The sequence below is a fragment of the Microbacterium sp. NPDC057407 genome, from assembly GCF_042803895.1.
Taxonomy (GTDB): domain Bacteria; phylum Actinomycetota; class Actinomycetes; order Actinomycetales; family Microbacteriaceae; genus Microbacterium.
This window is the reverse complement of sequence record NZ_JBHVCA010000008.1, coordinates 49,346-62,226: the sequence shown is the minus strand read 5'-3', so window position 1 is coordinate 62,226 and position 12,881 is coordinate 49,346. Positions and strand designations below refer to the sequence as shown.

At 71.2% G+C, this 12,881-nt stretch carries 13 protein-coding genes; 5 read left to right on the top strand and 8 right to left on the bottom strand.

Annotation, left to right across the window (positions count from 1 at the left end):
* Positions 1-118: 118 nt before the first annotated feature.
* Positions 119-1,063 carry an aldose 1-epimerase family protein gene (locus ACFUTX_RS16135; RefSeq protein ID WP_378867013.1) on the bottom strand — a complete coding sequence of 315 codons (945 nt, stop codon included), beginning with the start codon at positions 1,061-1,063 and terminating at the stop codon, positions 119-121.
* Between the two features lie 126 nt (positions 1,064-1,189).
* Between ACFUTX_RS16135 and ACFUTX_RS16130 the strand changes: the two genes are divergently transcribed.
* A complete protein-coding gene (locus ACFUTX_RS16130; RefSeq protein WP_378867010.1) occupies positions 1,190-2,038 on the top strand; it encodes an NAD-dependent epimerase/dehydratase family protein in 849 nt (282 codons plus the stop codon).
* A 57-nt stretch (positions 2,039-2,095) separates the two neighbouring features.
* Positions 2,096-2,692 carry a DUF1992 domain-containing protein gene (locus ACFUTX_RS16125; RefSeq protein ID WP_378867007.1) on the top strand — a complete coding sequence of 199 codons (597 nt, stop codon included), beginning with the start codon at positions 2,096-2,098 and terminating at the stop codon, positions 2,690-2,692.
* An 18-nt stretch (positions 2,693-2,710) separates the two neighbouring features.
* Here ACFUTX_RS16125 and ACFUTX_RS16120 read toward each other — a convergent pair whose 3' ends face one another.
* Positions 2,711-3,001, bottom strand: a complete 291-nt coding sequence (locus ACFUTX_RS16120) for a DUF4287 domain-containing protein (protein ID WP_378867004.1) — start codon at positions 2,999-3,001, stop codon at positions 2,711-2,713.
* 172 nt (positions 3,002-3,173) lie between these two features.
* Here ACFUTX_RS16120 and ACFUTX_RS16115 point away from each other — a divergent pair, with 172 nt between their 5' ends.
* The gene (locus ACFUTX_RS16115; protein ID WP_378867001.1) at positions 3,174-4,415 is read left to right on the top strand and encodes an MFS transporter; all 1,242 of its coding nucleotides are present in this window, start codon (positions 3,174-3,176) and stop codon (positions 4,413-4,415) included.
* A gap of 62 nt (positions 4,416-4,477) precedes the next feature.
* Here ACFUTX_RS16115 and ACFUTX_RS16110 read toward each other — a convergent pair whose 3' ends face one another.
* Positions 4,478-4,696 carry a hypothetical protein gene (locus ACFUTX_RS16110; protein ID WP_378866998.1) on the bottom strand — a complete coding sequence of 73 codons (219 nt, stop codon included), beginning with the start codon at positions 4,694-4,696 and terminating at the stop codon, positions 4,478-4,480.
* Between the two features lie 102 nt (positions 4,697-4,798).
* Complete coding sequence (locus ACFUTX_RS16105; protein ID WP_378866995.1) at positions 4,799-5,302, bottom strand: gluconokinase; 504 nt, start codon at positions 5,300-5,302, stop codon at positions 4,799-4,801.
* A gap of 187 nt (positions 5,303-5,489) precedes the next feature.
* On the opposite strand from ACFUTX_RS16105, the gene ACFUTX_RS16100 reads away from it, so the two are divergent.
* Together ACFUTX_RS16100 and ACFUTX_RS16095 are read left to right on the top strand one after the other, a co-directional pair.
* Positions 5,490-6,884, top strand: a complete 1,395-nt coding sequence (locus tag ACFUTX_RS16100) for a glutamate decarboxylase (RefSeq protein ID WP_378866992.1) — start codon at positions 5,490-5,492, stop codon at positions 6,882-6,884.
* 139 nt (positions 6,885-7,023) lie between these two features.
* Positions 7,024-7,698 (top strand): Type 1 glutamine amidotransferase-like domain-containing protein, encoded by a 675-nt coding sequence (locus ACFUTX_RS16095; protein WP_378866989.1) that lies wholly within the window; start codon positions 7,024-7,026, stop codon positions 7,696-7,698.
* 80 nt (positions 7,699-7,778) lie between these two features.
* Here ACFUTX_RS16095 and ACFUTX_RS16090 read toward each other — a convergent pair whose 3' ends face one another.
* The 4 genes from ACFUTX_RS16090 to ACFUTX_RS16075 all read right to left on the bottom strand — a co-directional run bounded on the left by ACFUTX_RS16090 (position 7,779) and on the right by ACFUTX_RS16075 (position 12,709).
* Positions 7,779-8,660, bottom strand: a complete 882-nt coding sequence (locus tag ACFUTX_RS16090; RefSeq protein ID WP_378866986.1) for a manganese catalase family protein — start codon at positions 8,658-8,660, stop codon at positions 7,779-7,781.
* 134 nt (positions 8,661-8,794) lie between these two features.
* Positions 8,795-10,306 (bottom strand): L-arabinose isomerase, encoded by a 1,512-nt coding sequence (gene araA, locus ACFUTX_RS16085; RefSeq protein WP_378866983.1) that lies wholly within the window; start codon positions 10,304-10,306, stop codon positions 8,795-8,797.
* A 49-nt stretch (positions 10,307-10,355) separates the two neighbouring features.
* Positions 10,356-11,972, bottom strand: a complete 1,617-nt coding sequence (locus tag ACFUTX_RS16080) for a xylulokinase (RefSeq protein WP_378866980.1) — start codon at positions 11,970-11,972, stop codon at positions 10,356-10,358.
* A complete protein-coding gene (locus ACFUTX_RS16075) occupies positions 11,969-12,709 on the bottom strand; it encodes an L-ribulose-5-phosphate 4-epimerase (RefSeq protein ID WP_378867019.1) in 741 nt (246 codons plus the stop codon). The genes ACFUTX_RS16080 and ACFUTX_RS16075 overlap by 4 nt, the downstream gene beginning before the upstream one ends.
* Positions 12,710-12,881 lie beyond the last annotated feature (172 nt).

Genomic DNA, 12,881 nt, shown 5'->3' with positions numbered 1-12,881 from the left:
GTGAAACGGCGGGGAGATTCGCGCACAATCGGCGGCTCGGGGGCCCTCTCCACGGCGTGCCTCCCCGCCGTTTCACCCGATCCGGCGGAACGACAGTCGGATCCGATCCGACGTCCGCTCAGCCGATCGCGCCGATCCGCCACGAGGCTGCCGACTCGGCGCCGGCGCCCAGCACGATGAGGCCGGTGTCGTAGTCGTAGTCGGCGTCGTTGAACGCGTCGGGGGCGCAGGTCATCGGCTCGACGGCGAGGCCCAGGCGGCTCAGCGCCGGGTCGGGCTTGTCGGCGGTGTGCACCTGCACCCAGGGGCAGGCGGCGTCCCACGACATCCGCACCCCGGTCCCGTCGGCGTCGGTGACGCGCACGGTGGCGATGCCGTCGGCGTCGCGCGTCAGCCCGGTGTAGGCGTGGTCGATCTCGACCGCGCCGATGGCGCGGGCGGCGCGGAAGTCGAACCGCTCGGGGTCGCTGGCGTCCACCGCCTCGAGGGCGACCGGCACGAGCCGGTCGGGAGTGACGGTGAGCACCTGCTCGGCGGGCAGCTCGAGCGTCCAGTCGTCGACCAGGCCTTCGCCGGCCACGAGGTACGGATGCGGGCCGGTGCCCCAGGGGGCCGGCTCGGAGCTCTCGTTGCGCGCCGTCACGGTCTGCGTGAGGCCGTCGGGACCGAGCGCGAAGGTGGTCGTCACGACGACCCGCCACGGGTAGGCCGTCTGCGGCTGGATGACGGCGGTCAGCGTGACGTGGTCGGAGCCCTTGTCGACCGCCTCGAAGTCGAGCCAGGCGGCGAGACCGTGGATCGCGTGCGACCGCGTCGGCTCGCTGAGGGCGAGCTGCCGCTCGACCCCGCCGAACGTGTAGACGCCGTCGACGACCCGATTCGGCCACGGTGCGAGCGTCGCACCCCGGAACGAGGGACGCACCTCGTCGGCGTCGAAGGGCACGACCAGGTCGCGGCCGCGGTAGGTGAGCGAGCGGAGCGTCGCGCCGATGCTGGCGATGACGGCCTCGTAATCCCCCGCGCGGAGCGCGTGCTGAGTGCCGGACGTCGGAATGCGAGCCATGGAGGTCCCCCGGGAAGTGTTCGTGGAAGCGGTCTCAGTATCGCGCGCCGACCCCCGTGACACCCAATTGTTTCCGAGCCCGCGCTTTTCGGAGCCGGATGCCTCGCCCCGTGTCACCCTTGAGGGATGCGCATCGCCCTCACCGGCTCGACCGGCAAGCTCGGAACCGTCGTCGCCCGCGAACTGCGGGCTGCGGGGCACGACGTCATCGGATTGGACGCCGTCGGCGAGCGAGGATCGTCGTTCGTCCAGGTCGACCTCACCGACTACGGGCAGGTCGTCGATGCGCTGCAGGGAGTCGGCGACCGGCATGACGGCGTCGATGCCGTCGTCCATCTGGCGGCGATCCCGGCGCCGGGCATCCGCAGCGATGTCGCGACCTTCCACAACAACATGACCGCGACCTTCAACGTCTTCTGGGCGGCCGTTCGGCTCGGCATCCGTCGCATCGTCTACGCGTCGAGCGAGACCGTGCAGGGGCTGCCGTTCGACGTGCCGCCGCCGTACGTGCCTGTCGACGAGGAGTACGCGCCGCGCCCGGAATCGGTCTACTCGCTCGTGAAGACGCTCGAGGAGCGGCTGGCGGCGGAGCTCGTGCGCTGGCACCCCGACCTCTCGGTCACCGCTCTTCGGTTCTCGAACGTCATGGTGCCCGAGGATTACGCGGAGTTCCCGTCGTTCGACGCCGACGCGAGCCGGCGCAAGTGGAACCTGTGGGGGTACATCGACGCCCGCGACGGCGCGCAGGCGGTGCAGCGGGCGCTCGAGGTCGCGCCCACCGGGTTCGACAACTTCCTCATCGCGGCGGCCGACACCGTGATGACCCGCCCGAACGACGAGCTGCTCGCCGAGGTGTTCCCCGGTGTCGCGGTGGCGCGGGAGTTCGGCCCGAACGAGACGCTGCTCTCCATCGACAAGGCCCGCCGGCTGCTGGGTTACGACCCGCAGCACTCCTGGCGCACCTACGTCTCCTGACCCGTCCCGGCGCCCGAGCCGCCGTCCCGTCGTAGGGTCGGAAGACGGAGGTGTGCGATGGCCGAGGATCCGCGTTTAGCCGCCGCTCGCTACCGCCAGCAGCACGCGCGGGACGGCGAGGACGGCGGAACGGATGCCGCAGCCCCGCCTGCCGACGAGGCACCGGTTCGCCCGTCCGGCGCGCGGGAGCGGGCGGCCTACGTCGAGACGGCGATCCAGCAGGCCATCCGCCGCGGCGACTTCGACAACCTTCCCGGCGCGGGGAAGCCGATCCCCGATCTCGGCAGCTCGCACGACCCCGACTGGTGGATCCGGCGCAAGATCCAGAACGAGCAGCTCACCGGCCTCGGACCGCCGGCGCTGATGCTCCGGGTCGAGAACGCCGAGCTCGAGGCGACGCTCGACGAGCTGACGCGCGAAGACGACGTGCGCGAGGCGCTGGAGGACTTCAACCGGCGCGTGATCGAGGCGCGGCGTCAGCTGCTCGGCGGACCCCCGGTCGTGACCCCGACCCGTGACGTCGACGCCGAGGTCGAAGCGTGGTCGCGCCGCCGCGCCGCGCGGCTGCAGGCGGAAGCCCGAGCGGAAGCGGATGCCGCGCCCCGGCGCCGCCGCCGGTGGTGGGGTCGCCGGGATCCGGCGTCGCGGGACTGACGCCGGCCGGGCCGCGACTCAGCCGGCCGGGTTCGTCGCCGCGCCGTCGAGCCACAGCGTGTTCGACGGGTCGGAGTGCGTGCCGTCGGTGCCGACGTGCTTGTCGCTGATCTGCGGCCCCTTCGTGATCACGTGCACCATGGCCATCGCATGGCCGCGACCGAGGCCGTAGTCGGCGGCGAGCCACTCGACGATCGGCGTCGCCTTCGTGTTCTCGTCGAAACCCTTCTCGTGCGCGATCTCGATCAGCTGCCGCGGCGTGAGCCCCGTCTTCTTCTCGACGGCGTCGAGGTAAGCCTGGAAGGTCATGCACCGATCGTAGCGACGGGGTGCGACAGACGGAGGGCCGAGGCATCCGGTTCCCGCTCAGGCCCGCGCGGTAGACTGGAGGGACCATCCCCGATGTGCATCTACCTGCTCCGACGCGGACCAAGGCGGCACGACGTGCCGCGAACCGCGGCGGACTCGCTCAGGACACACGATGCACACGACGATCGCGGCGCCGCGCCGCCCCAGCCTCATCCATGAGGCGGGATTCTCCTATTTCCCGATCGCGCTGATCGCGCGACTGCCCTTCGCCATGATGGTGGTGGGCATCCTGACTCTGGTCGTCTCGGCCCGCGACTCGCTGGCCGTCGGAGGCCTGACCTCCGCGATGACCGGCCTCGGGACGGCGCTGTTCGGCCCGCTGCTGGGCGCCGCGGCCGACCGATTCGGGCAGCGCCGCGTGCTCCTCGTCGCGGGCACGATCAACAGCCTGCTCCTCGTGGCGATCGCGTGGCTGGCTTTCGCGCCGGTTCCGGATGCCGCGCTGCTCGTGGTCGCGTTCCTCATCGGCGCGTCCATGCCGCAGGTCGCACCGCTGTCGCGCAGCCGCCTGGTGAGCATCATCGGCCGCGCCTTCGACCGCGACCGCCGCGAAGCGGTCGTCGGCGGGACGATGGCCTACGAGTCCGCCGCCGACGAGATCGTGTTCGTGTTCGGGCCGGTCATCGTCGGCCTGCTCGCGACGACCCTGAGCCCGGCCGCCCCCGTGATCGGCGCCGCCGTCCTCGCGCTCGTGTTCGTGAGTGCGTTCGCTCTGCATCCGACGGCGGCCGCGGCATCCGTCGCCCAGGGCGCGAAGCCGGCTCAGGCACCGGCGCGCGAGCTGGCGCGACCCGAACTGCTCACGACCGTGGTCGGCGCGCTCGGCATGGGGCTGTTCTTCGGCGCAATGCTCACGTCGCTGACCGCGTTCATGGCCGACCGGGGAGTGCCCGAGCAGGCGGGGCTCGTCTACGGCGCGATGGGCATCGGGTCGGCCGCGTTCGCCCTCGGGGTCGCGCTCTTCCCCGCCCGCTTCACGCTGCCGGCGCGGTGGCTGGTGTTCGCGACCGTTCTCGTGGCCGGCTCGGTCGCCCTCCCCTTCGCCGACAGCGTGGCCGCGATGACGGTGTGCCTGCTGGTGATCGGCGTGGGCATCGGCCCGACGCTGGTCACGCAGTACAGCCTCGCCGCCGGGCGCAGCCCGCTCGGACGGTCCGCCACCGTCATGACGATGCTCGGCTCGGGGGTCGTGGTGGGCCAGTCCGCGGCATCCGCCCTCACCGGATGGATCGCCGAAACCGGCGGAACCGCCGCCGCCCTGGTCGCCCCGATCGCCGCGGCGTCGGTCGTGCTCGCGGCCGGCATCGCGAACGTCCCGCTCTCGCGCGTCCGGCGCCCGGCGTCCCCGCGCTGACAGCCGGGCCGGCCGCTGGCTCTCGGCGCCGCGAGCTCGGCGGGCCGCCGAACGCCGCCGCGTCAGAGGGCGCCGATACGCGAGCTGAGCTGCTGGAGGGTGTCGGCGGGCAGCTGCCCGTTGGCCATCTTCAGCACCGCAGCGGCCGGCATGCCCTTCGCGAACCCGATCATCGGGTGACCGGGCAGCTCGGGCACGAGCTCGACGATGATCGCCCGGGCCTCGGGGTCGTCGAGCAGCTGTCCCAGCGTCGTCGTCTCGAGGTCGTACTTGCCGGCCATGTGGTCTCCCTCGTGCCGCCCGGCGTCATCCCGGGGTGGTCACAGAATCGCAGACCGCACGGATCCGGCGAAGGCACTTGCGGATGACGGTCCGGTGGCGGACTATGCGCGTGCGGCGAGCCAGCGCTCCCGCGCCTCGTCGACCACGGCGAGCACGGGAGCGTCGATCGAGACCACCGCGCCGGCCTCGTCCGCCTGCAGCGGTTCGAGCAGCGCGAGCTGCGACGCCAGCAGCGACGGCGGCATGAAGTGCTCCGCCCGGGCCGTGATGCGGGCGGCGAGCAGTTCGGGCGAGCCGTCGAGCTGCACGAAGAACGTGTCGGGCGCGGCCGACCGCAGCACGTCGCGATATGCCCGCCGCAGCGCCGAGCACGCGACCACGACCTCGTCGCCACGCGCGGTCGCGTCGGCCATGGCGCGCGCCACGACGCCGAGCCACGGCATCCGGTCTTCGTCGGTGAGCGGCACGCCCGCGGCCATCTTCGCCACGTTCGCGGCCGGGTGGAAGTCGTCGGCGTCGAGGTAGACGCCCCGCAGCTCGGCGGCGAGCGCCGCAGCCACGGTCGACTTGCCGCAGCCCGAGACTCCCATCACCACGATCGGCATGGCGGGTGTCCTCTCTGCGGCCGGCGGGGGGCGGATGCTTCGCCGGTCCAGGCTACCCGCGGTCGAGCGTCGCCCGCGCCGGTCGATATCACCCTGATCGAACGATGCCGGGCGGCGACGCATCCGGGATTCTGACCCGCGGGGGCCGCAGCCGGGGACCGGGCATCGCTGACCGAAGGAAGCAGACATGCTGCACAAGAAGGACGACATCCGCGACGAGCTGCTGGACGAGGTGTTCGCCTCGACCGACCTCTCCGTCTCGCTTCCCAAGTACCGGATGCCGCAGAACGAGCACCTCGCGCGCCACGCGTACCAGGTGGTCATCGACGAACTCATGCTCGACGGCAACTCGCGGCAGAACCTCGCGACCTTCTGCCAGACGTGGCTGGAGCCCGAGGTGCGCTCGATCATGGCCGAGACGCTCGACAAGAACATGGTCGACAAGGACGAGTACCCGCAGACCGCGGAGCTCGAGGCGCGGTGCGTGCACATCCTCGCCGACCTGTGGAACTCGCCGGATGCCGCGAACACGCTGGGCACGTCGACGACCGGCTCGAGCGAGGCCGCCATGCTCGGCGGCATGGCGCTGCTCTGGAACTGGCGCGCACGCCGGCGGGAGGCCGGCCAGTCGACCGAGACCCCGAACCTCATCACGGGCCCGGTGCAGGTGTGCTGGCACAAGTTCGCGCGGTACTGGGGCGTCGAGCTGCGCGAGATCCCGATGGAGGGCGAGCGGTTCATCATGAACCCCGAAGAGGTCATCGCGCGCGTCGACGAGAACACGATCGGCGTCGTTCCCACCCTCGGTGTGACGTTCACGGGCCAGTACGAGCCCGTGCTCGCGGTGAGCGAGGCGCTCGACAAGCTCCAGGACGAGACGGGCCTCGACGTCCCGATCCACGTCGACGGGGCGAGCGGCGGCTTCCTCGCGCCGTTCACCGTTCCGGAGCTGGTGTGGGACTTCCGGCTGCCTCGGGTGAAGTCGATCAACACCTCGGGTCACAAGTTCGGGCTCGCGCCGCTGGGCGTGGGTTGGATCGTGTGGCGGGATGCCGCGGACCTGCCCGAGGATCTGATCTTCAACGTGAACTATCTCGGCGGCAACATGCCGACGTTCGCGCTGAACTTCTCGCGTCCGGGCGGACAGATCGTCGCCCAGTACTACAACTTCGTCCGGCTCGGCCGGGAGGGCTATCGCAAGGTGCACATGTCGTGCCACGACACGGCCATGTACCTGGCCGCCGAGATCGAGAAGCTCGGGCACTTCGAGATCATCAACAACGGCGGCGCGGAGTCCGGCATCCCGGCGGTGTCGTGGAAGCTGAAGGACGGGCTCGACCACGGCTTCAACCTGTTCGACCTCGCCGACCGCCTGCGGGTGCGCGGCTGGCAGGTGCCCGCGTACACGATGCCGGCCAACCGCCAGGATCTGCCGGTGCAGCGGATCCTCGTGCGCCAGGGCTTCGACCGCGACGCCGCGTCGCTGCTGATGAGCGACTACCGCGCGGCCATCGAGCACTTCGACAAGCACCCCATCACGAACTCCATGACCGAGGAGGAAGCGGGCACCTTCCACCACTGACGACCCGAACGGTCGAGGCCCGGGCTGCTCAGGCGAGAAGCGCCCGGGTCTCGGCGCGTGTGGGGTTCGGGCGGCGAGACGGTTGCGCTCGTGGGTCCGGACCGAGTGTGATGGCGAGGGTCGAACGAAGGGACCCGCGTTGAAGCTGCTGCTCACCTCCGGTGGAATCACGAACGACTCGATCCGCGCGGCGCTGATCGAGATGCTGGGCAAGCCGATCGAAGAATCCGATGCCCTGTTCATTCCGACGGCGCAATGGGGGCAGCCGATGTGCTCGCCCCAGACGGTCTGGCAGTCGACGGCCGACCGATGGCCGGGCGCGACCGGACTCTGCGGCCTCGGGTGGAAGTCCGTGGGCGTGCTCGAGCTCACCGCGCTGCCGACCATCGACCGGGCGCGCTGGGAGGCGTGGGTGCGGGACGCCGACGTACTCCTCGTCGACGGCGGCGAGGCGGTGTATCTCGCGCGGTGGATGCGGGAATCCGGCCTCGCCGACCTGCTGCCCTCGCTCACCGACACCGTCTGGGTGGGGGTCAGCGCGGGCAGCATGGTGATGACGCCGCGGATCGGCGATCACTTCGTCGACTGGCGCCCGGGCGAAGGCGACGAGACGCTGGGCGTCGTCGACTTCTCGATCTTCCCGCACCTGGATTACCCGGGCTGGACGTCCAACACCGCCGAAGCCGCCCGCCGGTGGGCGGCGACGATTCCCGGCCCGTCGTACGCGATCGACGAGCAGACCGCGATCGCGGTCGTCGGCGACGAGGTGCGGGTGATCTCCGAGGGCAGCTGGGAGCACTTCCCCCGTCCGTGACCCGGGGCGCACACCCCGGGGCACAGACAGGGGGCGGCGGATGCTTCGACCCGGCCGGAACCGGCGGGCCGAGGCATCCGTCATTCCTTGTTCATGGCGTCCTGAATCTTGCCCGCCGCCTTCTCCACGACGTTCGGCAGCTCGGTCGTGCCGTAGAAGCGGGAATCGGGATGCGTCGGCGGAGGCACCGGCACGCCGGCCGGAGGCTCAGGCACATACGAGAACTCGCCCTTGCCGTCCGGGGTCGGCCCGCTCGCCCATCGGCCGTCCGCCGCCTTCGGCCCGTTCGAGAAGTTGATGTATTGGTAGGACACGTCGCGGTCCTCCTTGTCGAGCGCGAAGTTGCTCGGCACCGGAAGCGCCTCGACACCCTCCTCCATGAGTTCCGCCGAGGCGGCCAGCCACTGGTTCTGGTGCATCGTGTCGCGCGCGAGCAGGAAGGCGAGCAGATCGCGCACGCCGTGGTCGTCGGTCATGTGGTACAGCCGGGCGACCTGGACGCGTCCCTGCATCTCGGCGTTCGCGTTCGCCTGGAAGTCGGCGAGCAGGTTTCCGCTTGCCGTGATGTAGGAGCCCTGCCACGGGTTGCCCATGCTGTCGACCGCGCGGGCGCCCGCGCCGGCGACGATCCCGTGCTGGATGTCGGCGCCGCCGATGACGGCCGCGACCGTCGGGTCATCCTGCACGGCCTCTTCGGTGATGCCGAGGGGCGACTTCTCGAGCAGCTGCGCGATCATGACCGCGAGCATCTCGACGTGGCCCATCTCCTCGGCCCCGATCCCGAACACGAGGTCGCGGTACTTGCCGGGGATGTGCATGTTCCACGCCTGGAACTGGTACTGCAGCGCCACGGTGATCTCGCCGTACTGACCGCCGAGCACCTCTTGGAGCTTGCGCGCATAGACGGCGTCGGGCTTGTCGGGCGTCGCCTTGTGCTGGAGCTCTTGCCGATGGAAGTACATCTGGGTTCTCCTCTCCGGGCCGCGGGGGGAGGGAGCGCGGCCGGATGGCCCAGCCAACGTGCGGACGCCGGATGGCGCACCGGGGTTGAATCCCGCCGCGGCCGGGGGTAGAACCCGGAGGGGCCGCAGGGGCCTCAGAATCCCTGCGCGAGGCGGTAGTACGCCTGATTCCAGCGCAGCTCCCGCTGGAAGTCCCGCACGGTCGTGGACTCGTCGATCACGAGCAGCTCGGTCCGGGCGATCTCGGCGAAGTCGCGGAAGACCTCGATCCCGACGGCCGTCGTCATCACCGTGTGGTGAGCGGCCCCCGCGGCCAGCCAGCAGGCGGCCGAGGTGGCGAAGTCGGGCGCGGGCTTCCAGATCGCCCGCCCCACCGGCAGCTTCGGCAGGTCGGGGGCTGCGACGTTCTCGACGACGTTCGCGACCAGACGGAAGCGGTCACGCACGTCGCTCATCGCCACGACGAGCGCCGGACCGGGGTCGGCGGTGAAGACGAGGCGCACCGGGTCGTCCTTCCCGCCGATCCCGAGCGGATGCACCTCGAGCCGCGGCTTCGCGGAGGTCAGCGACGGCGACACCTCGAGCATGTGCGCGCCCAGGATCCGCTCCGACCCCGGCACCAGGTCGTACGTGTAGTCCTCCATGAGCGACGCCCCGCCGGGGAGCCCGGCGCCCATCACGTTCGCCACCCGCACGAGGATCGCGGTCTTCCAGTCGCCCTCGGCGCCGAACCCGTAGCCCTCGGCCATGAGCCGCTGCACCGCGAGGCCGGGCAGCTGCTTCAGCGCCCCGAGGTCTTCGAACGAGGTCGTGAAGGCGCCGAATCCGCCTTCCTCGAGGAACGAGCGCAGCCCGAGCTCGATCGCGGCACCGTCGCGCAGCGACTGGTGCCGCTCGCCGCCGTGCCGCAATTCAGGCTGCACGTCGTAGAAGTCCTCGTATTCCGCGACGAGAGCGTCCACCGCTCGGGTGTCAGCCTGAGCTACGGCCTCGGCCAGCTCGTTGACGCCCCACGTGTTGACCTGCACCCCGAACCGCAGTTCTGCCTCGGTCTTGTCACCCTCCGTCACGGCCACGTACCGCATGTTGTCGCCGAACCGGGCCAGTCTGAGGCTGCGAGCGGCCGCCCAGCCTCCGGCGGCGCGCTGCCACTCCTCGATCTGCTGCCGGACGGCGGGGTTCGAGACGTGCCCGACGACGGTCTTGCGCGCGACGCCGAGCCGGGTCTGGATGTACCCGAACTCGCGGTCGCCGTGCGCGGCCTGGTTGAGGTTCATGAAGTCGAAGTCGATGTCGGCCCACGGCAGCTCGACGTTGGCCTGCGTGTGCAGGTGCAGCAGCGGCTTCTGCAGCGCGTCGAGGCCGGCGATCCACATCTTGGCCGGGCTGAACGTGTGCATCCAGGCGATGACGCCGATGACGTCGTCGCGTGCGTTGACCTCGAGCGCGAGCCGTCGGATCGAGTCGGAGTCTTTCAGCACCGGCTTCCACACGACCGTGACGGGAAGGTCGGCGAGACCGTCGGCGACCGCCTGGGACTGCTCGGCCACCTGACGGAGCGTCTCGTCGCCGTAGAGGCTCTGGCTTCCGGTGACGAACCACACCTCGTACGAGGCGAGCGACGTGCGAAGGGTCTGACGGGTCATGGCGGTGTCTTTCTGCGCGGTGGTCAGAGGGCTTGGGACGGCGGCGGGGTCAGAGGGCCGAGACGGCGGCGGCCTCGACGGCGAGCCCGGCTCGGTAGCGGTCGAGGTAGGCGGCGAAGCCGGCGACATCACCGGAGTCGGGGTCGACGGTCGAGAGCGCGGCGCTCGCGAACACGCGCTCGGACAGGAACGAGAAGAGATCGGATGCCTCGTCCCCCGCCACGGCATGCGCGTACGCGGCCAGGACCGCCATGCCCCATGCCCCGCCCTCCGACGCGGTCTCGCCGACCGACACCGGCGCGTCGAGCGCGGCGGCGAGGAAGCGCTGGGCGACCCCCGCGGTGCGGAACATGCCGCCGTGCGCATACATCCGCTCGATCTCGACGCCTTCGTCGTCGAGCACCCTCATGCCGAGCGCGAGGGTGCCGAAGGCGCCGTAGAGCTGCGCCCGCATCACGTTGGCGAGGGTGAAGCTGCTGTCCGGCGAGCGGACGACGAGCGGCCGCCCTTCGGTGAGCCCCGCCACCGGCTCGCCGGCGAGGTGGTTGTAGGCGACCACGCCGCCGGCATCCGGTGCCCCTGCCAGCGCTTCGCGGAAGAGGGTGTCGAACACGTCGTCGTCGGTGACCGGGTGACCGGATGCCTCGGCGAACCGCCCGAACAGCCCGGCCCATGCGGCGAGCTCGCTCGCCCCGTTGTTGCAGTGGACCATGGCGACCGGATCGCCCGCCGGCGTCGTCACGACGTCGATCTCGTGGTGGCTGGCGCGGAGCGACCGTTCGAGCACGACCATCGCGAAGATGCTCGTGCCGGCGCTGACGTTGCCGGTGCGCGGGGCGACGGAGTCGGTCGCGATCATGCCGGTGCCCGCGTCTCCTTCGGGCGGACAGAAGCGGATGCCGGGGCTCAGCGCCCCCGTCGGGTCGAGCAGTCGCGCGCCGTCCGCCGTCAGCTCGCCCGCGGGCTCCCCGGCGGTGAGCACCTGCGGGAGCAGGTCGCGGACGCCGGCGACGGGAAGCCGGTCGGCGGCGAGACGGTCGTATCGGGCGATCAGCTCGTTGTCGTAGTCGCCGGTCGCGGGGTCGATGGGGAACATCCCCGACGCGTCGCCCACGCCGAGCACGTTCCGGCCGGTGAGCGCACGGTGGACGTAGCCGGCGAGCGTCGTGATCGAGCGCACGTGAGGGACGTGCTCCTCGCCGTCGAGCACCGCCTGGTGCAGGTGCGCGATCGACCAGCGCAGCGGGATGTTGACGCCGAACAGCCCGGACAGCTCGGCCGAGGCATCCGCCGTCGTCGTGTTGCGCCACGTGCGGAACGGGACCAGCAGGTCTCCCCGCTCGTCGAACGCGAGGTAGCCGTGCATCATCGCCGACACCCCGATCGTGCCGACGCGGTCGAGGGGGACGCCGTGGCGGCGGCGTACGTCGGCGGCGAGGTCGGCGAACGCCGCCTGCACGCCGTTCCACACGTCGGGGAGCGCGTAGGTCCAGACGCGGTCCTCGTACCGGTTCTCCCACGCGTGCCCGCCGACGGCGAGCACCCGGCCGGGATCGTCGGCGCTCACGAGGCACGCCTTGATGCGGGTCGATCCGAGCTCGATGCCGAGGGCCGTGCGGCCCTGCGCGATCGCCTCAGCGGCTTCCGCCGCCGATTCACGGCTCATCGGTCGGCTCCGGCGTCGCGGCGCTCGTCGCCGGCCTGACCGTAGACGTTCTGGTAGCGGTCGTAGAGGCGGTCGATCGCCTCCTGCGGGAGCGGGATGAGCGGGCCCGCCTCGCGGGCGAGGTGCACGGTGCGGGCGACGTCTTCGACCATGACGGCCGCCTTGACGGCATCCCGTGCCGACACTCCGATGGTGAACGGCCCGTGGTTCTGCATGAGGACGGCGCGGGAGCGGTGGCCGCGCAGGGTCTCGACGATGCCCCGCCCGATCGAATCGTCGCCGATGATCGCGAACGGCCCGACCGGGATGGGCCCGCCGAACTCGTCGGCCATCGCCGTGATCACGCACGGGATCTCCTCGCCCCGCGCGGCCCACGCGACGGCGTAGGTCGAGTGGGTGTGCACGACGCCGCCGACATCGGGCAGGTGGCGGTAGACGTAGGCGTGGGCGGCGGTGTCGCTCGACGGGCTGCGCTCACTGCCCTCGGAGCCCGGGACGACGTTGCCGTCGAGATCGCAGAGGATCATGTTCCCCGGCGCAAGGTCGTCGTACGAGACCCCCGAGGGCTTGATGACGAACAGGTCCGCGCCGGGCACTCGTCCCGAGACGTTGCCGCCGGTCCAGACGACGAGTCCGTAGCGGACGAGTTCCGCGTGGAGCGCGGCGACCTCGGCCCTGACCTCGGCGATCGCGGCGTCGACCGCCGGGCCGAACGTCGGTGCCGACCCGGACGGGATCGGTGCTGGTTCGGGCGGCGTCGTTGCCGCATCGGGGATGACCACGCTGCCTCCAGAAGGGCGCCGCGAGCGGACGCGCTCCTTGCATGTTACCGGTAACACCGGATGCCGCAACCTGGCGTGCGCGTCGCGAATTGAGGTGGCCGCACGGGTTCGGGGCGCGCATTGCGCT

Coding starts and splice junctions, on each gene's coding strand:
- ACFUTX_RS16100 (WP_378866992.1), top strand. CDS start 5,490: ATGCTGCACAAGAAGGACGACATCCGCGACGAGCTGCTGGACGAGGTG.
- araA (WP_378866983.1), bottom strand. CDS start 10,306: ATGACCCGTCAGACCCTTCGCACGTCGCTCGCCTCGTACGAGGTGTGG.
- ACFUTX_RS16135 (WP_378867013.1), bottom strand. CDS start 1,063: ATGGCTCGCATTCCGACGTCCGGCACTCAGCACGCGCTCCGCGCGGGG.
- ACFUTX_RS16130 (WP_378867010.1), top strand. CDS start 1,190: ATGCGCATCGCCCTCACCGGCTCGACCGGCAAGCTCGGAACCGTCGTC.
- ACFUTX_RS16115 (WP_378867001.1), top strand. CDS start 3,174: ATGCACACGACGATCGCGGCGCCGCGCCGCCCCAGCCTCATCCATGAG.
- ACFUTX_RS16110 (WP_378866998.1), bottom strand. CDS start 4,696: ATGGCCGGCAAGTACGACCTCGAGACGACGACGCTGGGACAGCTGCTC.
- ACFUTX_RS16090 (WP_378866986.1), bottom strand. CDS start 8,660: ATGTACTTCCATCGGCAAGAGCTCCAGCACAAGGCGACGCCCGACAAG.
- ACFUTX_RS16105 (WP_378866995.1), bottom strand. CDS start 5,302: ATGCCGATCGTGGTGATGGGAGTCTCGGGCTGCGGCAAGTCGACCGTG.
- ACFUTX_RS16125 (WP_378867007.1), top strand. CDS start 2,096: ATGGCCGAGGATCCGCGTTTAGCCGCCGCTCGCTACCGCCAGCAGCAC.
- ACFUTX_RS16080 (WP_378866980.1), bottom strand. CDS start 11,972: ATGAGCCGTGAATCGGCGGCGGAAGCCGCTGAGGCGATCGCGCAGGGC.
- ACFUTX_RS16120 (WP_378867004.1), bottom strand. CDS start 3,001: ATGACCTTCCAGGCTTACCTCGACGCCGTCGAGAAGAAGACGGGGCTC.